This window comes from Desulfomicrobium salsuginis (assembly GCF_054657795.1).
In genome coordinates this window covers 1,292,626-1,315,074 of record NZ_BAAHYA010000001.1, presented here as the reverse complement: position 1 = coordinate 1,315,074, position 22,449 = coordinate 1,292,626, and the positions used below count along the sequence as shown (strand labels likewise).

18 protein-coding genes are annotated in these 22,449 nt (G+C 66.8%); 8 read left to right on the top strand and 10 right to left on the bottom strand.

All coding sequences use genetic code 11. From position 1 onward, the window contains the following. Positions 1–65: 65 nt before the first annotated feature. The 5 genes from ACYQ3G_RS05890 to ACYQ3G_RS05870 all read right to left on the bottom strand — a co-directional run bounded on the left by ACYQ3G_RS05890 (position 66) and on the right by ACYQ3G_RS05870 (position 7,194). Positions 66–3,155, bottom strand: coding sequence for an efflux RND transporter permease subunit (locus ACYQ3G_RS05890; protein ID WP_459823606.1), 3,090 nt, complete (start codon positions 3,153–3,155; stop codon positions 66–68). Next, complete coding sequence (locus ACYQ3G_RS05885) at positions 3,152–4,294, bottom strand: efflux RND transporter periplasmic adaptor subunit (RefSeq protein ID WP_459823604.1); 1,143 nt, start codon at positions 4,292–4,294, stop codon at positions 3,152–3,154. Before ACYQ3G_RS05885 ends, ACYQ3G_RS05890 begins: the two co-directional genes overlap by 4 nt. A 123-nt stretch (positions 4,295–4,417) precedes the next feature. Continuing rightward, positions 4,418–4,954: a DUF3750 domain-containing protein gene (locus tag ACYQ3G_RS05880; protein ID WP_459823601.1), complete on the bottom strand. Its 537-nt coding sequence runs from the start codon at positions 4,952–4,954 to the stop codon at positions 4,418–4,420. Beyond that, on the bottom strand, positions 4,951–5,724 hold the full coding sequence (locus ACYQ3G_RS05875; RefSeq protein WP_459823599.1) for a tRNA threonylcarbamoyladenosine dehydratase: 774 nt from the start codon (positions 5,722–5,724) through the stop codon (positions 4,951–4,953). The genes ACYQ3G_RS05880 and ACYQ3G_RS05875 overlap by 4 nt, the downstream gene beginning before the upstream one ends. A gap of 651 nt (positions 5,725–6,375) precedes the next feature. Further along, positions 6,376–7,194: a TatD family hydrolase gene (locus ACYQ3G_RS05870; protein WP_459823596.1), complete on the bottom strand. Its 819-nt coding sequence runs from the start codon at positions 7,192–7,194 to the stop codon at positions 6,376–6,378. An 81-nt stretch (positions 7,195–7,275) separates the two neighbouring features. Here ACYQ3G_RS05870 and ACYQ3G_RS05865 point away from each other — a divergent pair, with 81 nt between their 5' ends. Further along, entirely contained in the window at positions 7,276–7,971 is a 696-nt protein-coding gene (locus tag ACYQ3G_RS05865; protein ID WP_459823594.1) for an SIR2 family NAD-dependent protein deacylase, read from the top strand. Between the two features lie 165 nt (positions 7,972–8,136). Here the strand turns inward: ACYQ3G_RS05865 and ACYQ3G_RS05860 are convergent, their stop codons facing one another. Continuing rightward, entirely contained in the window at positions 8,137–8,466 is a 330-nt protein-coding gene (locus ACYQ3G_RS05860; protein ID WP_459823591.1) for a cereblon family protein, read from the bottom strand. Between the two features lie 119 nt (positions 8,467–8,585). Here ACYQ3G_RS05860 and ACYQ3G_RS05855 point away from each other — a divergent pair, with 119 nt between their 5' ends. Next, positions 8,586–9,044, top strand: a complete 459-nt coding sequence (locus ACYQ3G_RS05855) for an L-2-amino-thiazoline-4-carboxylic acid hydrolase (RefSeq protein ID WP_459823589.1) — start codon at positions 8,586–8,588, stop codon at positions 9,042–9,044. A gap of 635 nt (positions 9,045–9,679) precedes the next feature. Here ACYQ3G_RS05855 and ACYQ3G_RS05850 read toward each other — a convergent pair. Next, positions 9,680–12,019, bottom strand: a complete 2,340-nt coding sequence (locus ACYQ3G_RS05850; protein WP_459823586.1) for a mechanosensitive ion channel domain-containing protein — start codon at positions 12,017–12,019, stop codon at positions 9,680–9,682. Between the two features lie 68 nt (positions 12,020–12,087). Beyond that, positions 12,088–13,422 (bottom strand): M48 family metalloprotease, encoded by a 1,335-nt coding sequence (locus ACYQ3G_RS05845; RefSeq protein ID WP_459823583.1) that lies wholly within the window; start codon positions 13,420–13,422, stop codon positions 12,088–12,090. Between the two features lie 173 nt (positions 13,423–13,595). Here ACYQ3G_RS05845 and ACYQ3G_RS05840 point away from each other — a divergent pair, with 173 nt between their 5' ends. From ACYQ3G_RS05840 to ACYQ3G_RS05815, 6 genes are read left to right on the top strand one after another with little or no spacing between them, the layout of a single operon-like run. After that, entirely contained in the window at positions 13,596–14,237 is a 642-nt protein-coding gene (locus tag ACYQ3G_RS05840) for a CerR family C-terminal domain-containing protein (RefSeq protein WP_459823581.1), read from the top strand. A gap of 10 nt (positions 14,238–14,247) precedes the next feature. Next, on the top strand, positions 14,248–15,675 hold the full coding sequence (locus tag ACYQ3G_RS05835) for an efflux transporter outer membrane subunit (RefSeq protein WP_459823578.1): 1,428 nt from the start codon (positions 14,248–14,250) through the stop codon (positions 15,673–15,675). Beyond that, entirely contained in the window at positions 15,672–16,967 is a 1,296-nt protein-coding gene (locus tag ACYQ3G_RS05830) for an efflux RND transporter periplasmic adaptor subunit (RefSeq protein WP_459823575.1), read from the top strand. Before ACYQ3G_RS05835 ends, ACYQ3G_RS05830 begins: the two co-directional genes overlap by 4 nt. Beyond that, a complete protein-coding gene (locus ACYQ3G_RS05825; protein ID WP_459823573.1) occupies positions 16,964–17,668 on the top strand; it encodes an ABC transporter ATP-binding protein in 705 nt (234 codons plus the stop codon). The genes ACYQ3G_RS05830 and ACYQ3G_RS05825 overlap by 4 nt, the downstream gene beginning before the upstream one ends. Next, on the top strand, positions 17,668–18,870 hold the full coding sequence (locus ACYQ3G_RS05820; protein WP_459823570.1) for an ABC transporter permease: 1,203 nt from the start codon (positions 17,668–17,670) through the stop codon (positions 18,868–18,870). The genes ACYQ3G_RS05825 and ACYQ3G_RS05820 overlap by 1 nt, the downstream gene beginning before the upstream one ends. A gap of 56 nt (positions 18,871–18,926) precedes the next feature. Next, a complete protein-coding gene (locus ACYQ3G_RS05815) occupies positions 18,927–20,267 on the top strand; it encodes an MATE family efflux transporter (RefSeq protein ID WP_459823567.1) in 1,341 nt (446 codons plus the stop codon). Positions 20,268–20,271: 4 nt separating this feature from the next. On the opposite strand, the gene ACYQ3G_RS05810 is transcribed toward ACYQ3G_RS05815, so the two are convergent. After that, positions 20,272–21,807, bottom strand: coding sequence for a YifB family Mg chelatase-like AAA ATPase (locus tag ACYQ3G_RS05810; protein WP_459823564.1), 1,536 nt, complete (start codon positions 21,805–21,807; stop codon positions 20,272–20,274). 4 nt (positions 21,808–21,811) lie between these two features. Then, complete coding sequence (gene lepB, locus ACYQ3G_RS05805) at positions 21,812–22,414, bottom strand: signal peptidase I (RefSeq protein ID WP_028576329.1); 603 nt, start codon at positions 22,412–22,414, stop codon at positions 21,812–21,814. Between the last annotated feature and the right edge of the window lie 35 nt (positions 22,415–22,449).

Sequence of the window (22,449 nt, the reverse complement as noted above, 5' to 3'; positions counted from 1 at the left end):
AAGCCCCGCGATCGACAGACCGCGGGGCTTTTCATTTCGGTCCCGGTGCTCGAAAGACCCTTCCCCTAACCCTCGGCTTTCTTCCCGAAGACCCGCCGCACCACGCGGCCGGCCTTGTCCAGGTACATGTAATAGACAGGCGTGATGTACAGGGTCAGAAGCTGCGACGTGACCAGGCCGCCGACCACGCACAGACCCAGGGGCTGGCGCGCGTCGCCGCCTGCGCCGTATCCGACGGCAATGGGCATGGTGCCCATGATGGCGGCCATGGTCGTCATCATGATGGGTCGAAAACGCACCAGGCAGCCTTCGAAGATGGCCTCGGCCGGGGTCTTGTTCCCGGCCCGCTGAGCCTCCAGGGCGAAGTCGATCATCATGATGGCGTTCTTCTTGACGATGCCGATGAGCATGATGATGCCCACGAACCCGTACAGATTGAGATCCATCCCAAAGAGCTTGAGCGTCAGGAGCGCCCCGAAGCCGGCCGAGGGCAGGCCTGACAGGATGGTCAGGGGGTGGATGAAGGACTCGTACAGGATGCCCAGCACGATGTAGATGACCATCACGGCCAGGATGAGCAGCAGCCGCATGTTCTTGAGGGAACTCTGGAAGGCCTGGGCCGTGCCCTGGAAACTCGCGCTGAAGGTGTCGGGCAGCGTGTTCGCCGCCAGCTCCTCCACGGCGGCGGTGGCCTCGCTCAGGGACACGCCGGGGCGCAGGTTGAAGGACAGGGTCACGGACGGCAGCTGCCCGGAATGGTTGACGGACAGCGGCCCCACCCCGGTGGTGGTGTCCACCAGCGTGTCGAGGGGCGCGAGCCTGCCGTCCCCGGTACGGACGTACAGGAGCGACAGGGCAGAAGGGTCGCGCCGGTATTCGGGCAACAGCTCCATGATGACGGAGTAGCTGTCCGTGGGCGCGTAGATGGTCGAGACCTCGCGTGAGCCGAAGGCCGACTGCAGGGCCAGTTCAACCTCGCGGGGCGTCACGCCCAGGCTCGCGGCCTTGTCGCGGTTGATGAGGAGACGCACCTCGGGGTTCTTGAGCTGCAGGTCGCTCGTCACGTCCTGCAGCTGGGGCAGCCCCTTGAGGGCTCCTTCCATGATCACGGCGTAGCGGTAGAGCTCGTCGGTATCCGGACTCTGCAAGGTGTACTGGTAGAGGCTCTTGGTGCTGCGGCCGCCGATGTTGATGGCCGGCGGGTTGACCAGGAAGGCCTGGATGCCCGGCTGGGTGTTCAGTTTGGGGCGCAGCTTGGCGATGAGTTCGTCGGCGGTCTCGTTGCGCTCGGCGTGGTTTTTGAGGCGGATCATGAAACGGCCGGAATTGCCCGCGGCGTTGGGGCCGCCGCCGCCGACCACGGACATGAACGTCTCCACCGCCGGCTCGGCCAGCAGCACGTCATGCAAGGCCAGCTGGTTGCGGACCATGTTCTCGTAACTGATGCCCTGCACGGCCTCGGTCACGGCGTTGATCTGGCCCGTGTCCTGACTGGGCAGGAAGCCCTTGGGCATGTCGCGGAACAAAACGACGCTCCCGGCCAGGACCGCCAGGGACACGAGGAAGGTCAGCACGTGATGCCGCAGGCAGGCCGCCAGGCTCCAGCGGTACAGGGCCAGCAGGCCGTCGAAGACCTTCTCCGAGGCCCTGAAGACCGCCCCATGCCGGACCTCGTGCGTCCTCTTCAGGAAAAGGGAGCACAGCATGGGCGTCAGGCTCAGGGACACGAAGCCGGAGATGAGGATGGCCACGGAGATGACCACCGCGAACTCGCGGAAAAGCCGTCCCACGATCCCGCCCATGAACAGGACCGGGATGAACACGGCGGCCAGGGAGATGGTCATGGACAGGATGGTGAAGGATATCTCCTTGGACCCGTCGAAGGCAGCCTGGAGCACGGGCTTGCCCATCTCAAGATGGCGCACGATGTTTTCGAGCATGACGATGGCGTCGTCGACCACGAAGCCAACGGCCAGGATGAGCGCCATGAGCGACAGGTTGTCCAGGGAGTAGCCGCAGAGGTACATGACGGCGAAGGTGCCGACCACGGACATGGGCAGGGCCATGCTCGGGATGAGCGTGGCCCGCACGTTGCGCAGAAAGATGAAGATGACGCCGACCACCAGGCCCATGGTCAGCAGCAGGGTGAACTTCACGTCCTCCACCGACTCCCGGATGGACTCGGAGCGGTCGTAGAGGATCTTGAGTTCGATGGAATCAGGCACCTGCTCCGAAAAAGCCGGCAGCAGCTTGCGGATGTTGTCCACGACTTCGACGGTGTTGGTCCCCGGCTGGCGCTGCACGGCCAGGACGATGGCCCGCGTGTCCCCGCGCCAGCTGGCGATCTTGTCGTTCTCCACGCTGTCGATGACCGTGCCCAGGTCATGCAGACGGATGGGGGCGCCGTTGCGCCAGGCCACGACCAGGGGCCGGAAGGCGGCCGCGTCCATGAGCTTGCCGCTGGCCTGCACGTTCATGGCCGTGAACTCGCCGTACAGGGTGCCCGTGGGCAGGCTGACGTTGGAGCGGTCGATGGCGTTTGCCACCTCTTCGAGGCCCACATCGCGGCCGGCCAGGGCCTTGGGGTCCAGCTGCACGCGCACTGCGTACTTCTTGGCGCCGTAGACCGAGACCTGGGCCACGCCGCCGATCATGGAGATGCGCGGGGCGATGACGGTGTCGGCGTACTCGTTGACCACGGACATGGGCTGCGTGGCCGAGGACATGGTCAGATAGAAGATGGGCGAGTCGGCCGGGTTGACCTTCTGGTAGGACGGCGGGCTGGCCATGTCCGGCGGCAGCTGGCGCTGGACCTTGGCGATGGCCGACTGCACGTCCTGGGCCGCGGCGTCGATGGAGCGGTCCAGGGCGAACTGCAGGGTCACGCGCGTGGTGCCCAGGGTGTTGGTGGAGCTGATGGAATCGATGCCCGAGATGGTCGCGAACTGGCGCTCCAGGGGGGTGGCCACGGTGGAGGCCATGGTCTCGGCGCTGGCGCCGGGCAGGTTGGCCGAAACCGAAATGGTCGGGAAGTCCACGTTGGGCAGGTCGCTGACCGGCAGGATGCGGTAGCTCATGACCCCGAAGACCAGGATGGCCAGCATGACCAGGGTCGTGGTCACGGGCCGACGGATGAAGAGGTCGGCGATGTTCATTCCCCGGCTCCCTGCTTGCCCCCGGCCGGAGCCGCCGCCTCGCCCTGGCCGCGGACGGTCACGGCCGCGCCGGGCGTGAGGCGCAGGTGGCCGTCGAGGACGATCCGCTCCCCGCCGCTCAGTCCCGACTCGACGACAACGTTGTCGCCGTGGCGCAGCCCGGTCCTGACGGTGCGATACTCGACGGTGTTGTCGGGCAGGATGACGAAGACGTACTCTCCGTCGGCGCCCTGGGCCACGGCGCGCTCGGGCGCGAGGACGGCGTCCTGCATGGTCCCGACCTCCAGGGACACGTCGGCGAACTGGCCGGGCCAGAGCTGCCGCCCCGCATTGGCGAAGCGGGCCTTCAGGGTGATGGTGCCGGTCCTGGAGTCCACGGCGCTGTCGATGAAGGACAGGCTGCCGGAAACGGCCTCGCTCACGCCGGCCGGCCTGGCCGTGACCTTGAGGGGGGCCTTGGCCTGGGCGGCCATGATGGCCGGCAGATGGGCCTCGGGTACGGAAAAACGCACGTTGACCGGTTCGATGCGGGAGATGACGACCATGGGCGTATCGGCGTTGGCCTTGACCATGTTGCCGGCGTGGAGCTGCAGAACGCCTGTCCGGCCGGTGATGGGCGAACGGATTTCGGCGTAGGACAGGGCCACTCCGGCCGCCTCCACGGCGGCCTCGGCCTCCCGTTGCTCGGCCTGAAGCTCGGCCAGGGCCGTATCCGTGGTTTCCTGCTGATCGCGGCTGATGAGCCCCTGCCGCAACAGATCGTCGTTGCGGCGCTTGTCTTCGCCGGCCTTCTTCAGCTGGGCCTTGATCCGGTCGAGGCCGGCCCGGGCCGAGCGCAGCTGCGCTTCGAGATCGCGGGAGTCGAGGGAGAAGAGCGGGTCCCCCTCGCGCACGTCGCTGCCTTCCTCGAAATGCACCGTGCGCAGCAGGCCGTTGATGCGCGCCTTGATCTCCACCATCTCGCTGGCCTCGACGGTGCCCACGGCGGTCAGGATGACGGGGATGGAGCCGCGCACCGCTTCGCCGGCCAGGACAGGAGCGGCCTTAGCCTTGGGCTTTTCCTGCGCAAAAGCCTGGCTATGGGCCGAAAACAGACAAATCAGGGCAAGCAGGCATATGGGCACGAGTCTCTTCGTCATGGGCGTCTCGGATGTTGCGGGCGGACGGAATTGTCCGGGATATTTTGGAGACGCAATACGAACGAAGCCCCGAGAGCGTCAACGGAAAGGCCAGTGCACCGCCCAAAAAAGTTGCGCCGGCCCTCACTTCGAGGAGGCGTACCCGCTGCCGATGGCGGAAAAGGGGAGATCGAGCCCGAGCTCCGGAACCTGCCGCCCGATCCAGGCGATGAAGGTGTTGCTGTTCGGACCGGGAAACACCGTGTATTCCTGCGGCCAGGGATAGGCTTTCGCGGCCCGGTCCACGGCCTCGATCAACGCCTCGGCCTCCTTCCCCCTGTGCTCCTTGAGCAGGCGCGGGGTGGCCCCGTACCAACGGCGGTCCGGATAGTCCTGTTCGATGCGCACCACCGGCAGCCCCCGCGAGGCGCGCCAGCCGATCACCTCGTAGACCGTGTAGGCGGATTGCCCGGCCCCCTTGGCCGCGATCCAGGTATGAATCGCGAACCAGCCGCGCCAGCCCCAGGCGTCCGCGCCGTAGACCTGCAAAACCGCCTCCCTGGTCGCGGCCGGATCAGGGGCGATGCCGGCCGGTTCGCGGCTGGCGGTGCGCCAATCCTGATTCGGGGAACAGCTGGCCAGCAGCGCCGCGACAAGCATCAACACAACATGACGCATCATAGGTCCCTCGTGATTGTTTCCCCGGCCTGCGTGGCAATCGGCCCACCGAGCAGAATGCCCACCACCTCGCTGGCCACGTACAGGCCGAACATACCCGTGAGGTACGAAATGGAGCCGATGGGCGCCCGCGGACGGCCGCTGACACCCTGCTCCGGCGCCTCCTCGATGACGGGCTCGTTCTTGTTCTGCGCCGCCTCGGTCGAAAAGACGCAGCGCACACCGGCCGTCACGCCCCTGCGCCGCAGCCGCTTGCGGATGATCTGGGCCAGGGGGCACATGAAGGACTTGGAAATATCCGCGGCCCTGATCTTCGACGGGTCGAGCTTGGCCGCCGCGCCCATGCTGGCCACCACTTCCAGCCCTTTTTCACGGGCCGCGACGATGAGGTTGACCTTGGAGTTGACCCCGTCGATGGCGTCCACGACCACGTCGAAACGCCCCTCCATCAGTCCGGCGACATTGTCCCCGTCCACGAACTGAATCCGCGCCTCCACGGCGCAGTCCGGGTTGATGTCGAGCACCCGCTCCCGCGCCACCTCGGCCTTGGGCCGGCCAATGGTCGAATGCAGGGCGAAAAGCTGGCGGTTGATGTTGGACGCGCTCACGACATCATGATCGAAGAGCACCAGGCTCCCCACCCCGGCCCGCGCCAGGGCCTCCACCACATAGGACCCCACGGCCCCCAAACCGAACACGGCCACGGTAGCCCCCTGCAGACGGGCCAACCCGTCCTCCCCGATGAGCTGCATGGTCCGGGCGAATCGCATCATCACACTATCCTCTTTTCATCTTGACGTAACACCGTGCCCAGCCCCGAGGCCAGCCGGTCCGCTTCGGTCGGGTCGGATCGACTGTCTGACTGAGCCTGGCATCGTTTGACGGATCGTCGCCGACCGCCCGAAGCGCAGGAACGTGCCCAAGGGGCGACGATCCGTCTCTACGAGGCCGGCGAAGGAGTTTCGATCCGACCCGACCGAAGCGGACCGGCTGGCCGCCGCACCACAACAAAGGGCGGGCCATGCGCCCCCCGTGGCCATTCTGTTTACACGGTCCGGTTTTGGGCAGACGCGCAGGCCAGGACAGGCACGCAGGCCTGCCCCTACGGGTCATCCGGTGATGCGGCACCATGGAGCCATTCTTCAAAAATCGACCCGGTCAAAGGCCTGTGGGTCCGTTTCGCCCGCGACGGATCGACTGTCTGACTGAGCCTGGCATCGTTGGGGCAATCGTCGCGGGCCGCCCGAAAAACAAGCTGTCGGTCATGGGGCGACGATTGGCCCTTACGAGGCCGGCGAAGGAGTTTCGATACGGCGCGGGCGAAACGGACCCACAGGCCGCCGCGCTGCCACAAAAAAGCGTACCCTGCGCCCGCCGTGGCCGTTCTGAAGGCAAGGGCAGGCACGCAGGCCTGCCCCTACGGATCATTCCGTTGCCGTACCCACGCCCGCGCAACACCGGAAAAACGCCCTCGCGTTGGCCGCAGTTCGCGCAGCCACCACATCCGGCTCCTCGCCCCGCAACTCCGCCAACACGTCCACCACCATGGGCAGATAGGCCGGCTCGTTGCGCTCGAAATCCACACCCACGGGCGCGATGGCCGGGCTGTCGGACTCCACCAGCAGCCTGTCGGGCGAAACCCGTACGCAGGCAGTGCGCGCCTTGCGATTGGCCGTGCGGGTGATGGAGGCGCAGATGGAGATGTGAAAGCCCAGCTTTTCGAACACGGGCACCATCTCGTGGGACCCGGCATAGGCGTGGAGCATCATGAACGGGGGCCTCTGGTCCATGGGCGCGACCAGGTCAGCCAGCCGCCCGAAGGCCTTGCGGCAGTGGATGGTCACGGGTCGGCCATACTTGGCGGCCAGTTCCATCTGGGCCAGGAAGACCTCCTCCTGCTCGCCGTCGTTGCGCTCGGGCAGGGCGTTGTCCAGCCCGATCTCGCCCACGCCCACGGGATTGGCGGCCACCAGCGCCTCCAGCCGTTCGAGCCATCCCGGCCCCCGCTCGCCCACGAACCAGGGGTGCAGGCCCAGGGACACGCAGATGTCGGGGTGGCTGCGCCCCAGGCCCAGGACATAGGCCCAGTCGCCCTCGTGGGTGCCGTTGCAGCACATCATGCGCACCCCGGCGGCCCGGGCCCGGATCAGGGCCGGTTCCAGGGCGTGGCGCAGGAACCCGTCCTGCAGATGGCAGTGGGAGTCCACGAGATCAACGTTGCCGGACGCGTTCCAGTCGGTCACTGAAAAACCCCTGTTTTGCCTTTGCGTACCGCCTGTGCTAGCCATTTCCCATCGGGCTCTTCGGCACCGACAGGAGCGGACATGCACAGGCGGCACATCGTGGTTCTGACCGGCGCGGGCATCAGCGCCGAGAGCGGCATCCCCACCTTCCGGGGTTCGGGGGGCCTGTGGTTCAAATACCGCATCGAGGACGTGGCCACGCCCGAGGCCTTCGCCCGCGACCCCGCAATGGTGCTGGACTTCTACAACCAACGCAGGGCCCAGCTCGAAAGCGTGCAGCCCAATCAGGCACATAAGGCCCTTGCCCGCCTGGAGCAAGGGCACAAAGTCAGCGTCGTGACCCAGAACGTGGACGACCTGCACGAACGGGCCGGCTCCACGAGCGTGCTGCACCTGCACGGACAGCTCCGGCGCGCACGCAGCACCGTGGACCCGTACTGGACCATGGACATCGCCTACGGCCCCATCCGCATGGGCGACACCTGCCCCCTGGGCGGCCAATTGCGGCCCGACGTGGTCTGGTTCGGCGAGCCCGTGCCGGCCATGGACGAGGCCCGCGACGTGGTCGCCTCGGCCGACGTGCTGCTCATCGTCGGCACGTCCCTGGGCGTGTACCCGGCCGCGTACCTGGCCCACGACGCCCCGGCCCGGGCCGAGATCATCGTCGTGGACCCCGAGGCCCGGGAGGAAAGAGTTCCGGGGGCCAGAATCTTCCGGGAAAAAGCCGCCGGGCGCGTACCGCTCCTGGTGGAAGAATTGCTTGAAAACCCCGCCTGACCACGGCGGAAGGAGAACCATATGCAGGAACTGCTCTACCTGCTCCTCATCTTCGGCGTCTGGCTCGTGCTGGTCAGATTCGTCTTTCCGAAGATAGGCATCCACGGCTGAGGCTCCATGCCCAGCGGCTGCAGTTGGCAGCCCAAGGACAAGGATAAGGACAAGTCATGATTCGCGCAGCTCGGTCAGAATGAGCCCCACGAAGCCGCTGGCCGAGCCGCGATATTCCCAGCCAAGGTGCGTCCCGCAGCCGCGGCACATGGCGTAGCGCCATGCGTAGCCCGGAAACCAGCTGAATTCCGGGGTGAACTCCCCCTCGAAGCGGCATCCTGGCGCCGCAGCGAAGCACCCGACCTCGAACAGGATGCCCGACGGATTGAACAGGGCGTGGCCGTGCTTGCCGTTGACTTCGACGCGGTCGCGCACGCGGGCTACGGTCTGGCCGCAGACCCGGCACATGAGGACTCTTTCCCCGGGCTCCTCGGGGAATTCCAAGTCCTGGTCAGCCAGGACCGGACTGTGACCTGGACTGCCGGCGCTTCGAAAACAAAGGGGCTGAGGCGCGAACATGCCGGGTACGTACCCCAGACACCCCCGAAAGCAAAGAGGACCGCATGAACATGCTCGCCGCGCGCACGGCCCAGGCCAGCCTGGCCGCGCGCATCTTCGAATCCCTCGTCACCGCGGTCGGCCCGGACCGGGCCAGCGCCCTGCTGGCCGAGGCCATTGAAAACGACGCCCGCTGCGCAGGCGCGGCCTTCGCGCGTCTCGCTGCGCAGGGTGCGAGCCTCACGCACTTCGCCACGGTCCTGGAACGCTGGCGCGAGGGCGGGGCACTGACCATCGAAGACGTGGCCCTGTCCGCGAACACCCTGTCCTTCGCCGTGACGGACTGCGCCTACGCCAGGGCCTACGCGGACATGGGCCTCGATCCCGGACTCGGCTTCATCCTGTCCTGCCGCCGGGACGAACCCTTTGCCCTCGGCTACAGCCCGCGACTGTCCATGGAGCGCTCACGGACCATCATGCAGGGATCGCCCGCCTGCCTCTTCACCTTCACCTGGGCCGGATGACCTCACCTCCCGGCCGACCGCTTACTCCACCCAAAGTCTCCACGACCTCCTCTTTCGTCCGGACTCGGACCACAGGCCGGCGCGACGGCTGCTCCATGGCTGCGAACATCGTCATGTCCGCAAAAAATTCCATAAAAACAGCATAATATTATTATTTTGAACAATTCGCACACGCTCGATCACCATGCTTCGATCGATCACCACGACCTTGGACGCCGCGCAGATCGAATGTGCGGAACCTGATGCCGAAACATGTTCGCAAAATGTTCTTTACCCGAATGTGACAAAGCACGCTGATCCCGCCCCCTGAAAGTGCGCCCGATCCCTCTTGCGAGCGCAGCCTTGAAACAGGAAACAGCACAACGCACAAAAAATATCTTTTGATTATAGCATATTGACTTGTTTACGCACAAAATACACACCCGCCCACCTCTCCTACAGCGCTGTTCACAACAGTGTTTGCCGAATGTTCGTAACGTGTTCGAAAACAGCAAGAGCGTGTTCCGAAAACACCTCTCCGAGCCCTTTCCGTTTCCGCACACGATCCGCACAACTCCGGTTGCCGCGCACGACGAAAAAGGCCGCCCCCCGGACAGGAGGCGGCCTGCTGGACCACGCTGATAAGAAAGAGAGGGTCAGTCCCCGCTCTTGACCCGCAGCACCCCGTCGCCGGGGCGCATGTGCACGTCCATCTGCGGGAAGGGAATTTCCACGCCGTGCTCGCGGAACTTGGCGTCGATGGCCTCCCGGATTTCGGAACAGGTCGACAGCCCCAGGTCCACGTGCCGCACCCAGAAGCGCAGGATGAAATCGAGCGAGCTGGCGCCGAAATCATTGAAGATGACCCACGGCTCGGGTTTCGGCATGACGGCGGGATGCTCCAGGGCGACGTCCAGCATGATCTTTTTGACCAGCTGCACGTCGGAACCGTAGGCCACGCCGACCATCACGTCGCGGCGGATGCGCACGTCGTTGCGGTGGGTCCAGTTGGTGACCTGGTTGGCGATGAGGGTCGAATTGGGCAGAAATATCTTGGCGTTCTCGAAGGTCTGGACCTCGGTGTTGCGGATGTTCACGCTCATGACCTTGGCCCACACGCCGTTCACTTCGATGATGTCGCCGGGCTGAATGGCGCGGTCGAAGAGGAGGATGAGGCCGCTGATGAAATTGCTGATGATGGTCTGCATGCCGAAGCCGATGCCCACGGACAGGCCGCCGGCGATGACCGCGAAGTTGTTCAGGCTGATGCCAAGCAGGTTCAAACTGACCAGGCCGTAGAGCATCCACAGGCAGTAGATGCCGATGCGCTGCAGGGAGGCGGCCGCGCCGTGGTCGATGTTCTTGCCGCGCAGGTTCTCGCTGTCGAGGATCGTCTTCCAGGCCATGGCCAGGGAGCGGACCACCTGGAAGAGCAGCAGGACCACGCCCAGCCGCATGAAGTTGAAGGAGAAGTCCCCCCAGTTGAGCTCCAGGGAGGACAGCTTCTCCACGAGGGCGTTGGTGCCCAGGTTGACGTTGACCCAGGCCATGATGCCGATGATCACGGCCAGCCAGACCAGAAGCGTCAGGAAGGTCATGGCCAGGTCCGCGACCAGGGCGCGCCACCCGCGCTTGTCGAGCTTCTCGACCACGACCCGCACCACGCTCGTGGCGCCGATGGCCAGCTGCACCGCCAGGGCCAGCACGCCCCACATGGTGCTGGCCAGCACGGCCAGATTGCCCCAGCCGAGCACGGCCACGGCCACGAGGACGGCCAGTACGTACGGGTGCACACGTCTGACGAAACGCTCATATTTGAGCTCAGGCCGGATCATGCCGAAGAAGAGACTGCTGAGCACAAGCAGGCCGACCCAGGCCAGATGTTCCAGCCATAGCGGCAGCCGCAGCAGATCCAAGATCGCCACGCTCAGGGACAGGAAGACCAGGGGCAGCAGGGGCTGGATGGTGTCCTTCTGCAGGATGCCCCGCACGTTGCGGAAGACCCAGGCCAGGGCCTGCACGCCCAGAAGCATGAGCACATGGGTGAAGGCCAGGAGCAGGGACGTCTGCTTGACCTTGCCGGAGAAAAAGGCGGCCAGCAGGGAAAGGGCCAGGGAAAGGCAGAGAATGGCCACGGCCGAGGTCAGGCGGCCGCCGGCGTGGGCGTTCTCGAACACGCCCGACAGGAAACGGTACGAGATGAAGCCGATGAAGACGAAAGGCAGCCAGAAAAGAACGAAGGTCCCGGCCCAATCGCCGGCATCGCCGGCCAGGGAGTACTGGCTGAAGAAGAAGGACTTCAGGTTCGCGAACCAGTCGGCCAACTCCTTGCCGACATCGGCTCCGGACTGCGGGAGCATGCGGAACTCCGCACCGTCCAGGAATTCCGCCCGCCAGATGAGCGGCAGCTGGGTCTCGAAGGTGGTGATCCACTCCACCGTGGCGCTGAGAATTTCACTCGTCTGCGCGTTGATCTTGTCCACCTGGCCCTGGACTCCCTTGAGCTTCTGACCGACGGAGGCCACGCTTTTGCGGATGGTCTGCACATCCTGGCGCACACCCTTGTCCATGCCGTTCGACCACTTGCGCTCCAGGTCCTCCTCCAGGGACTGGATGGTGACGGCCTTGGCCGCGAGTTCCTTGGACAGGGCCTCCAGAGGCTGCATGTCCTTGGTCAGGGTCAGCTGCAGGTACTTGGCCTCGGCCAGGGCCACGCGCATGTCGTAGGGGTTGGTCTTGACCATGCGGGCCATGATCTCGAGCATCTTCAGCCTGCCGCGCGCGGTGTCCAGGGCGGCCGAAAAGGCCGCCTCCCGGCCGGCCAACTGCTCCTGCAGGCCTTCGACGTCCTGCTGCAAGACCTCAACATCCTTGGCTTTGGACTGGAAAAAGGAGGACAGAACCGCGCTCTCGGAGGCTGGCTGGGATTCCGCCGCCACGCCCGGCCCGGGAAGACAGAGAAGCAGCAAAACGGACAGGATGACGATCTTCTTCATATGCGCCTTTCCGGAAACAAAAAGGCCACCCGTCCCCGGATGGCCTGTCCGGATGTTCGTTTTCGTGATTACAGGTATCCCCAGGTCTTGAGCCTGGAGTAGGCGTGCTGGGCCATCTCGCCCTGGCGCACGACCTTCAGGTAGCGTTGGTATTCCTGAGCCGCGTTCTGCTTGTCCTTCATGCCTTCGTAGGAAAACCCCTTGAAAAAGACCGTGGTCGGGTTGCCGGGAAGCATGCGTTCATAGGCCGCGAAGTCGGCCAGGGCCGCGGAGTAGTTCTTGGCCATGATGGAGGCCACGCCGTGCACGTGCTGGGCCTGGGCCTCGGTCGGGTAGACCCGACGCGCCTTGTCGGCGTAGTCCGCGGCCTTGGCGGCATTCTTGAGGGCGACCTGGCACTTGGCCATCATGACGAGCCCCGCGTAGTCGTTGGGGGAAAGCCTGAGCCCTTCGGCATACCGGCCCTCGGCCGCGTCGTAGGAATTGGCGGCCATGGCCTTGTCGCCTTCCTGGAAAAGCTTGAACATGGGCGCGAGCTTGCGCAGCCCGGCCGTGGAGGCCATGTAGCGTTCCTTGTTGAGCGGCAGGCTCAGCCGGTCCCCGAAGCTGGTCCGGGCGCGGTTCACGGCCGTCTGATAGCGCTCCTCGCTCATGGGGTGGGAGGAGAACATGGCCTCGATGGCGCTCGGCTGGCGCTTGCCCATGGAGCGCAGGACGTCCATGAGGCCGACCATGCCTTGGGGGGAGTACCCGGCGCCGACCATGTACCCCATGCCCAGCTCGTCGGCCTGGCGTTCGTCCTCGCGGCTGTACTTGGCCAACAGCAGGTTCGCGCCGAGCCCGCCCACGCTTCCGGTCAGGTTGCCCAGGGTCTGGCTGGCGGCCCCGGCGATGAGGGAGGCCCCGCCCACCAGGGCGCCCAGAATCTTGCTCGTGGACATGCGCGCCGCCGTGTGGCGGGCGTTGACGTGGCCGAGTTCGTGGCCGATGAGCCCGGCCAGTTCGGCCTCGTTGTCCAGTTCGGCCAGGATGCCGCGCGTGATGGCGATGCTTCCGCCGGGAAAGGCGTAGGCGTTGGCGTAGGTCGCGTTGACCACGCTGAACCTGTAGGGCATCTGCGGCCGGTGCGTGACCCGGGCCAGGGAGGCGCCGACGCCGGCCACGTAGGCGTTCAGCCCCGCGTCCTGGGACACGCCGTAATCGGACGAGAACTGGTGGGGAGAGTTGACCTTGTCGACCTGGATCTCCTCGCCCTCGCCCACGAGCATGAGCTGGCTCTGCCCGGTCACGGGGTTGGCCGCGCAGCCCGCGGCCGTGGATACGGCGGCCAGGGCGGCGAGCTTCATGAAGTCGCGGCGGGTCAGGGTGCCCCGGTAGGCACGGTCGTCAAAAATCGAGGTCATTGTCGCCTCCTGCGCAAACTGTTGAACCCGCCTTCTACACCACCCCACCGCAGGCTGACAACCCGCCCCGCCCTCCCCTGGGACGCGGAGCGCCTTCTGCATTTCGCCCTTGACGCGGCCGCGCGGAAGTTTCAAACAAGCGATTGAAACAAGTATTTGATTCCGGAGAACCGATGTCCAGCAAGAAATCCGCACGAACCAGGGACAAGCTGCTTACGGCCGCCGGCGACGTGTTCGTGGAAAAAGGGTTCCGCGACGCCACCGTGGCGGAGATCTGCGCCCGCGCCGGCGCCAACATCGCCGCGGTGAACTACTACTTCGGCGGCAAGGAGGCCCTGTACCAGGAGGCCTGGCGGCACTGCCTGGCCGAGTCCCTCCGCGCCCACCCGCCCGACGGCCATGCGCGTCCGGACGCCCCGCCCGAGGAACGGCTGCGGGAACGCCTGCTGGCCCTCATGCGGCGCATCGCAGACCCGAAAACCAAAGACTTCTTCATCTCCCAGATGGAAATCGCCAACCCCACGGGCCTGCTTGAGGAGGTCATGCTGCGGGAACTCATCCCCATGCGCGAGAAAACACTGGCCATGGTCCGCGAACTGCTCGGGCCGGACGCCGACGAGCGGCAGGTCGTCTTCTGCGAGGCGTGCATCGTCAGCATGTGCGTCCACCCCCTGGTCATGCGCCGCCTCGGACAGAAAACATCGAACGCGCGGATGCCCGTGATCGCGGACGACCTCGACGCCTTCGCCGACCACGTGGTGCGCTTCGCCCTGGCCGGCATCCACGCCAGCCGCACGCCCGCTCGGGCATCGTGAGGACCCGGCCATGAACGTGCGCATAGTCCTTCCCCTGATCCTGCTTGCCCTCACGGGCTGCGTCTCCGTAGGCCCGGACTACATTCCCCCGGCCCTGCAGACGCCGGCCGCGTGGAGCGGGCTGGACGGCCCGGCCAGCAACGCCACGGCCCCCGACCTCGGCAGCTGGTGGGACAATCTGGACGACCAGCTGCTGTCGGAAATCGTGCGCGAAGCCCTGGACGCCAACCTCGATCTGCGCAGCGCCCAGGCCCGGCTCAAGGAAGCCCGCGCCCGCCGGGCCGTCGCCCTGGCGGGATTCTTTCCGGCCGTGAGCGCCTCGGGCAGCGGCAGCCGCAGCCAGTCGAGCCGCGAGACCGGCAGCGGGATGACCCGCGAACTCTACAGCGGGAGCCTGGACGCCAACTGGGAACTGGACGTGTTCGGCGGCACCCGGCGGGGCTACGAGGCGGCCGAGGCGGATTTCGAATCGTCTGAGGCCGGGTTGCGCGCCACCCAGGTCTCCATCGCGGCCGAAGCCGCCCTGGGCTACGTGGAGATGCGGACCCTGCAGGAGCGCCTGCGCATCGCCCGCGACAATCTCGCCAGCCAGACCGAAACCCTGCAGCTGACGCAGTGGCGCGCCCAGGCCGGGCTGGTCGACAGCCAGGACGTGGCGCAGGCGCGCAGCAACCTGGAGCAGACGCGCTCGCAAATCCCGGCCCTCGAAACCAGCCTGGCCGAAACGCGGCACAGCCTGGAAATTCTCCTGGGCAAAACGCCGGGCGCCATGCGGGACCGCCTGGACGTCGAGGGCGGGTTGCCGGCCGTGCCCGAACGCATCGCCGTCGGCATCCCGGCCGACACCTTGCGCCAGCGCCCGGACATCCGCGCGGCCGAGCGCACCCTGGCGGCGGAGACGGCCCGCGTGGGCGTGGCAGAGGCAGCGCGATACCCGTCGTTCACCATCTCGGGCTCCCTCGGCCTGGAGGCCCTGACCTTCAAGGCCCTCGGTGGAGGCGACGCCGGCACGTCGTCGCTTCTGGCCGGCATCACGGTGCCCATCTTCGAAGCCGGCCGGCTGAAGAGCCAGGTCGAAATCCAGGACGCGGTCCGTGAACAGGCCCTGATCTCCTACGAAAAGGCGGTGCTTACGGCCCTGCAGGAGGTCGAGAACGCCCTGGTCTCCCTGGCACGGTCCCGGGAACGCGCCCAGGCCCTGGGAGAGGCGGCCGATGCGGCGCGCAGCGCGGCGGACATGGCCCGGCTGCGCTACGGCTCCGGGCTCATCGATTTCCAGTCGGTGCTCGACACCGAGCGCAGCGTGCGCACCATCGAGGACAGCCTGGCCAGCGCCCGCGCCGACGGTGTGTTGGCCCTCATCCGATTGTACAAGGCCATGGGCGGTGGCTGGTCTGCGCAGGCCAAACCCGCTCCGGCCGTCAAGGACACGCCATGAACGCATCCACTCCGCAGCATGAGACCGGCGAGGCATCCCTGAAGCGCCTCATCGAAACCCGCTCCCCCGCCCGCAGAGGGCGACGCTGGTTCTGGCTCCTCGCCGTCCTGGCCGCTCTGACGGCAGGGGGGCTCCTTTTCCTGCGCAACGGCAAGGAAGCGGCGGGACCGGGCTACAAGACCGAGGCCGCCGTCGTCGAGACGCTCGTGGTCAAAGTCTCGGCCACGGGCAACCTGCAGCCTACAAACCAGGTGGACGTGGGCAGCGAACTTTCGGGCATCATCGACCAGGTGCTGGTGGACGTGAACGACCGGGTCGAAAAGGGGCAGGTCCTGGCCCGGCTGGACCTCTCCAAGCTGGAGGACGCCGTGGCCAAGTCGCGGGCCAATCTGGCCTCGGCCCAGGCCCAGGTGCTGCAGGCCGGGGCCACCGTGGCCCAGTCGCGGGCCGAACTGGGCCGGATGCGCAAGGTGTCCGCCCTTTCCGGCGGCAAGGTGCCGTCGGCCAGCGAGATGGACACCGCCGAGGCCGACCTCAAGCGCGCCGAGGCCGACGAGGCCAAGACCAAGGCCGTTGTCCTGCAGACCAGGGCGGACCTGCAGACGGACGAGACCAACCTGCGCAAGGCCAGCATCCGCTCGCCCATCGACGGGGTGGTCCTGGCCCGCGAGGTGGATCCGGGGCAGACCGTGGCCGCGTCCTTCCAGGCGCCGGTGCTCTTTACCCTGGCCGAAGACCTGGCGAAGATGGAGCTGCAGGTCGATGTGGACGAAGCCGATGTCGGACAGGTGCGGGAAGGGCAGAACGCCACCTTCACCGTGGACGCCTGGCCGGGCCGCAGATTCGACGCCGTCATCACCAAGGTCAGCTACGGGTCCCAGGAAAAGGACGGCGTGATCTCCTACCTGACGGAACTGCAGGTGGACAATGGCGACCTTTCCCTGCGGCCCGGCATGACGGGTACGGCCGAAATCACGACTCTGGTCAGGGAGAACGCCCTGTTGGTGCCCAACGCGGCCCTGCGCTTCACACCGCCGGAAACCGGCGTGGAGCGGCAAAAATCGGGCGGCAGCCTGGTGGGCGCCCTCATGCCCCGCCCGCCGCGACAGGCCGCTCCGCAGGCCAAGGCCGCAAATGGCACGGCCCCTAAGGTCTGGCTCCTGCAGGACGGACGGCCCGTGCCCGTCGAGGTCCAAACCGGAGCCACCAACGGACGCATGACGGAAATTCTGGGTGGCGCCCTGGCGGCTGGCGCGGAAGTCGTGACCGAGACGGTGGAGAACGCCAGATGACCGATCCCGCCCTGATCCGCCTCTCGGCCGTGACCAAGACCTATGGTCAGGGGCCGTCGGCCTTCCAGGCCCTCAAGGGCATTGACCTGGCCATCGGACAGGGGGAGTTCGTGGCCATCATGGGCCCCAGCGGCTCAGGTAAATCCACGGCCATGAACATCCTGGGCTGCCTCGACGTGCCCACGAACGGGAGCTACGAATTCCAGGGCGTGCATGTGGAGCGCCTGCAGCGCGACGAACGGGCGCTGCTGCGCCGCCATTTCCTCGGCTTCGTCTTCCAGGGCTTCAACCTGCTGGCACGGACCACGGCCCTGGAGAACGTCGAGCTGCCCCTCATCTACCGCGGACACGACGCCGGGGCGCGCCACACCGCGGCCCGCGAGGCCCTGCGGCAGGTCGGCCTCGACGGCTGGGAGCACCATACCCCGGCCGAACTGTCGGGCGGACAGCAGCAGCGCGTGGCCATCGCTCGGGCCATCGTCACCGCCCCCCTGGTGCTCCTGGCCGACGAGCCCACGGGCAACCTCGACACGAAGACCAGCCGGGAGATCATGGACCTGATCACGAGCTTCAACCGCGACCGCGGCATCACGGTGCTCATGGTCACCCACGAGCCCGACATCGCGGCCTTTGCCGGGCGCGTGGTGCGCTTCGTGGACGGCCGGGTGGACAGCGACCGCCCGGGCGGGGAGGACGCCTGATGCTCTGGAACACCCTGCTGCTGGCCCTGCGCGCCATCCGGCGCAACCTGATGCGCTCGTTTCTGACCATTCTGGGCATCGTCATCGGCGTGGCCGCGGTCATCACCATGGTCACCCTTGGCAACGGGGCCACGAAGTCCGTGTCCGATCAGATCGCGAGCATGGGCAGCAACCTGGTCATGGTCGTGCCCGGCCAGCGCTTCGGCCCGGGTTCGGGCGGCGCGCCCAATTTCAAGGGCGCCGACGTGGAGGCCATCCGCAGCCAGATCTCCGGGGCCGAAAGCGTGGCGCCCGTGGTCAACAAGTCCGTGACCGCCGTGTACCAGGCCAACAACTGGGCCACCGTGGTCTCGGGCAGCAACAACGATTATTTCCGGGCCGGCAACTGGGAACTGGAACAAGGCCGCACATTCAGCGAGACCGAGGAACGGGCGGGCAAGGCGGTCTGCGTCATCGGGGCGTCGGTGCGCGAAAAGCTCTTCGGCGGCCAGAACCCCGTGGGCAGCGAAATCCGCATCAAGCAGTTCTCGTGCGAGGTCATCGGGCTCCTCAAGTCCAAGGGGCAGTCGGCCATGGGGTCCGACCAGGACGACATCGTGGTCATGCCCCTGAGAACCGTGCAGCGGCGGCTCACCGGCAGCCAGGACATCAACCGGCTGAGCGTGTCCGTGCGCGACGGGGCGTCCATCGACGCCGTCAAGAAGCAGCTCGGACTGCTGCTGCGGGAACGCCGCAACATCGGCGAGAACGAGGACGACGACTTCCGGGTCATGGACACCCGCCAGATCGCCGAAACCCTGACCGGGACGACGAAGATCCTGACCATGCTCCTGGGCGCGGTGGCCGCCGTGAGCCTGCTGGTGGGCGGCATCGGCATCATGAACATCATGCTCGTCTCGGTCACGGAACGGACCCGGGAGATCGGCATCCGCCTGGCCATCGGCGCCCTGGAGCGCGAGGTGCTCCTGCAGTTCCTCATCGAGGCCGTGGCCCTGTCGAGCCTGGGCGGCCTCGTCGGCATCGCCCTGGCCCCGGGCGCGTCCATGGGCCTTGCCCGCGTCATGGGCGTGCCCTATATCTTCGACCCGGCCATCAACATCGCCTCGTTCCTGTTCTCCGCGGCCATCGGCGTCATCTTCGGCTACTTCCCGGCCCGCCGGGCGGCCGGACTCAACCCCATCGACGCCCTGCGCCACGAGTGACGCCGCCCGGGGAACCGGCGGCAAGCCCGTCCAGACCAACCAAACGGAGCCCATTCGTGTTCAGCCACGTCCCGAGCCTGCTGCGGCTCGCCCTGCCCCTCATCCTGTCCTCCTCGACGATTACCATGATGCAGATCGTCGACGCCTACGTCCTGTCGCTGCATTCCAGCGCGGCCGTGGCGGCCATGGGGCCGGCCAGCCTGGCCGTGGTCCTGTTCCAGGGCTTCCTGTTCGGCACGGCCGGCTACGCCGGAACCTTCGTGGCCCACAGCCACGGCCGCGGCGACGAGGGGGGTATCCGCCAGGCGGCCTGGCTCGGCGTGCACGCGTCCCTGGTTTCGGGCCTGGCTGCCCTGGCCCTGGCCTGGCCCCTGGGGAGCCTTTTCCTCTTTGCCGGTCACGAGCCGCAGGTCGCCCGGGACGAGCAGGCCTATTTCGCCATCTGCATGGCCGGCTCCCTCTTCCCGGTCCTGGGCGGAGCGCTGGGCGGGTGGCTGGCGGGCATCGGCCGGGCCGTGACCGTGACCTGGGTGACGCTCGTGTCCTTCGCGGTCAACGCCGTCCTCGACTGGGGGCTGGTGCTGGGGGAATGGGGGATGCCGCGCATGGGCATCGCGGGCGCGGCGCTGGGAACCGTGGCGGCGCAGGCAGTGGCGGCTGCGCTGTACATGGCCCTCTTCGCCATGTCGGGCGGGCTCGCCGACCGTCTGGCCCGCAGATTCCGGTGGGCCGAGTTCCGCAGGTTCCTGTCCCTGGCCACGCCGATGGGATTTCGGATCAGCGCTGAACTCGTGGCCTGGACCTTCTTCCTGCTGATCCTGGGACGGCTCGGCACCGTCGAACTGGCCGCATCGAGCATCGCCTTCCGCATCAACGGCACGGCCTTCTTCCCGGCCCTGGGCCTGGCCCAGGCCGCGGGCATCCTGGTCGGCCGGGCCCGAGGCGCGGGCCGGGACGAGGACGTCCTGCCCATCGCCTGGCAGTCCCTGATCGTGTGCGAGCTGTGGCTGGCGGTCATGGCCATCCTCTTCGCCACGGCCTCGGAGCCGCTGGTGGCCATTTTCGCCGGGGACGGCCCCGAAAGCGGGGCCATCGTCGCCGCCGGGTCCGTGATCATGAAATTCGTGGCCGCCTACTGCCTCATCGACGCGGCCAACATCGTCTTCGGCGGCGTGCTGTCCGCGGCGGGCGACACCCGCTGGATCGCCCGCGCCTTCCTCGCCGCCACCTGCCTCTTCCTGGCGGCCCTGTGGATGATCGACCTCTTCATGCCGAGCCTGGTGGCCGAATGGACCGCGGCCACGATCTTCGTCGCCGGCACGGCCGTGGCATGGACGCACCGGGTCCAGGCCGGAGCCTGGAGAAAGGCCCGGGTGCTCCATGACGGGGAGGCGTAAGGGATTACTCCCGGCCTTGCCTGTCCAGTCCGCGGTAGTTGATGGCTTCGGCCAGATGCACGACGGTCAGCGTCTCGTCCCCGGCCAGGTCGGCGATGGTACGGGAGATGCGCAGCACGCGGGTGAAGGCCCGGGCCGACATGCCCAGACGCTGCACCGCGCCTTCCAGAAAGTCGTGCTCGCGCGCGGTCAGGGGGCAGAAGCGCTCCAGCCACCTGCCCGAGAGCTCGGAATTGGATGAGAAGTGCAGGCCGTCGTAGCGCCTGCGCTGGACCTCGCGGGCCGCGTCGATGCGCCCCCGCATGACGGCCGAACTGATGCTTCCCTGCTCCTGTTTCAAATCCCGATACGGTACGGCCGGCACCTCGACGTGCAGGTCGATGCGGTCCAGCAACGGGCCCGAAAGGCGCGAGCGATACCGCTGAACCTGCAGCGGCGTGCACGAGCAGTGGTGCTTCTCGTCGCCCAGATACCCGCAAGGGCAGGGGTTCATGGCCGCCACCAGCATTACGTCGCCGGGGTATTCCAGGGACACGGCGGCCCGCGAGATGGTCACGCGGCCCTCTTCAAGGGGCTGGCGCAGCACTTCCAGCACGTGCTTCTTGAACTCCGGCAGCTCGTCCAGGAACAGGACTCCCCGGTGGGCCAGGGACAATTCGCCCGGCCGCGGGTACTGGCCGCCGCCGATGAGTCCGGCGTCGGAGATGGTGTGGTGCGGCGAGCGGAAAGGGCGGGTCACGACCAGGGGCTGCTCTGCGGGCAGCTTGCCCGCCACGGAATAGATCTTGGTCACCTCCAGGGCCTCGTCGAAGGTCAGGGAGGGCAGGACCGTCGGGATGCGGCTTGAGAGCATGGTCTTGCCGCTGCCGGGAGGGCCGATGAACAGGAGGTTGTGGTTGCCGGCGCAGGCGATCTCGATGGCCCGCTTGGCCCGCTCCTGGCCCTTCACTTCGGCGAAGTCCAGGTGATGCCGCTCCCGCTGCTCCCACAGGCTCTGCACGTCGCAGGCCAGCGGCTCGACCTCCTCCTCGCCGAGAACGAAGCGCACGACCTGGGACAGGGTGCGGCAGGCGAACACGGGCAGGCCTTGGACCACGGCCGCCTCGGGACCGTTGGCCTCGGGCACGACCATGCCCCTCGCCCCGGCCTCGCGGGCGCGCAGGGCCAGAGGCAGGGCGCCGGACACGGGCTTCAGTTCCCCGGAAAGAGAAAGCTCCCCGGCCAGATACAGACCGGAGAGCTTTTCCTGCGGGATGACCTCGGCCCCGGCCAGAAGGCCCAGGGCCAGGGGGAGGTCATAGGCCGAACCCTCCTTGCGGATGTCGGCCGGCGCGATGTTCACGGTGATGCGGCTCGGGGGCAGCTTGAAGCCGGTGTTCTTGAGGGCCGAGAAGACCCGCTCCTTGGCTTCGCGCACCGCCCCCTCGGCCAGGCCGACCATGATGAAGGCCGGCATGCCCGAGCGCGCCAGGTCCACCTCCAGTTCCATGGTGAATCCGTCGATTCCCAGGAGCGCGGCGGTGGAGACCTTGGCGATCATGCCCTTACTCCACCATCTGCCCGATGCGGTCCCAGCGGATGTCCGTCAGGCTCGCCCATGACCAGTAGAGGATGAGGGCCTTGCCAGCGATGGTGTTGCGCTCGACGAACCCCCAGAAACGCGAGTCGTAGGACTCGTCGCGGTTGTCCCCCATGACGAAGTACTTGTGCTCGGGCACCATGACGGGCCCGAAGTTGTCGCGCCTGGGCACGGAACTGGCGGAGTCGACATGCTGCACGTACGGCTCGACCAGCTGCACGCCGTTGCGGAAGACCTGCTTGTCGCGGATCTCGATGACGTCGCCGGGCAGGCCGATGACGCGCTTGATGAAGTCCTTGGAAGGGTCCTCGGGGAATTCGAAGACGATGACGTCCCCGTGCTTGGGCCCTTCACGCTCCATGAGCATGATGTTCGTGAAGGGGAGCTTCACGCCGTAGGCGAACTTGGTGACCAGCAGATGATCGCCGATCTGCAGGGTCTGCAGCATGGAGCCCGACGGGATCTTGAATGCCTGGACCACGAAGGACCGGATGAAAAACGCCAGGATGAGCGCCACGATGAGCGCTTCCGCATATTCCTTGAGCATTGTCTGCCAACGAGGGTTCATATCTGCCTGCCTGATGCCTGATCCGCGCGGGGCGG

Bases quoted from the DNA above. Each gene is read 5' to 3' on its own strand.
- ACYQ3G_RS05890 (WP_459823606.1), bottom strand. From the start codon at position 3,155: ATGAACATCGCCGACCTCTTCATCCGTCGGCCCGTGACCACGACCCTG.
- ACYQ3G_RS05885 (WP_459823604.1), bottom strand. From the start codon at position 4,294: ATGACGAAGAGACTCGTGCCCATATGCCTGCTTGCCCTGATTTGTCTG.
- ACYQ3G_RS05880 (WP_459823601.1), bottom strand. From the start codon at position 4,954: ATGATGCGTCATGTTGTGTTGATGCTTGTCGCGGCGCTGCTGGCCAGC.
- ACYQ3G_RS05875 (WP_459823599.1), bottom strand. From the start codon at position 5,724: ATGATGCGATTCGCCCGGACCATGCAGCTCATCGGGGAGGACGGGTTG.
- ACYQ3G_RS05865 (WP_459823594.1), top strand. From the start codon at position 7,276: ATGCACAGGCGGCACATCGTGGTTCTGACCGGCGCGGGCATCAGCGCC.
- ACYQ3G_RS05855 (WP_459823589.1), top strand. From the start codon at position 8,586: ATGAACATGCTCGCCGCGCGCACGGCCCAGGCCAGCCTGGCCGCGCGC.
- ACYQ3G_RS05850 (WP_459823586.1), bottom strand. From the start codon at position 12,019: ATGAAGAAGATCGTCATCCTGTCCGTTTTGCTGCTTCTCTGTCTTCCC.
- ACYQ3G_RS05845 (WP_459823583.1), bottom strand. From the start codon at position 13,422: ATGACCTCGATTTTTGACGACCGTGCCTACCGGGGCACCCTGACCCGC.
- ACYQ3G_RS05840 (WP_459823581.1), top strand. From the start codon at position 13,596: ATGTCCAGCAAGAAATCCGCACGAACCAGGGACAAGCTGCTTACGGCC.
- ACYQ3G_RS05835 (WP_459823578.1), top strand. From the start codon at position 14,248: ATGAACGTGCGCATAGTCCTTCCCCTGATCCTGCTTGCCCTCACGGGC.
- ACYQ3G_RS05830 (WP_459823575.1), top strand. From the start codon at position 15,672: ATGAACGCATCCACTCCGCAGCATGAGACCGGCGAGGCATCCCTGAAG.
- ACYQ3G_RS05825 (WP_459823573.1), top strand. From the start codon at position 16,964: ATGACCGATCCCGCCCTGATCCGCCTCTCGGCCGTGACCAAGACCTAT.
- ACYQ3G_RS05820 (WP_459823570.1), top strand. From the start codon at position 17,668: ATGCTCTGGAACACCCTGCTGCTGGCCCTGCGCGCCATCCGGCGCAAC.
- ACYQ3G_RS05810 (WP_459823564.1), bottom strand. From the start codon at position 21,807: ATGATCGCCAAGGTCTCCACCGCCGCGCTCCTGGGAATCGACGGATTC.
- lepB (WP_028576329.1), bottom strand. From the start codon at position 22,414: ATGAACCCTCGTTGGCAGACAATGCTCAAGGAATATGCGGAAGCGCTC.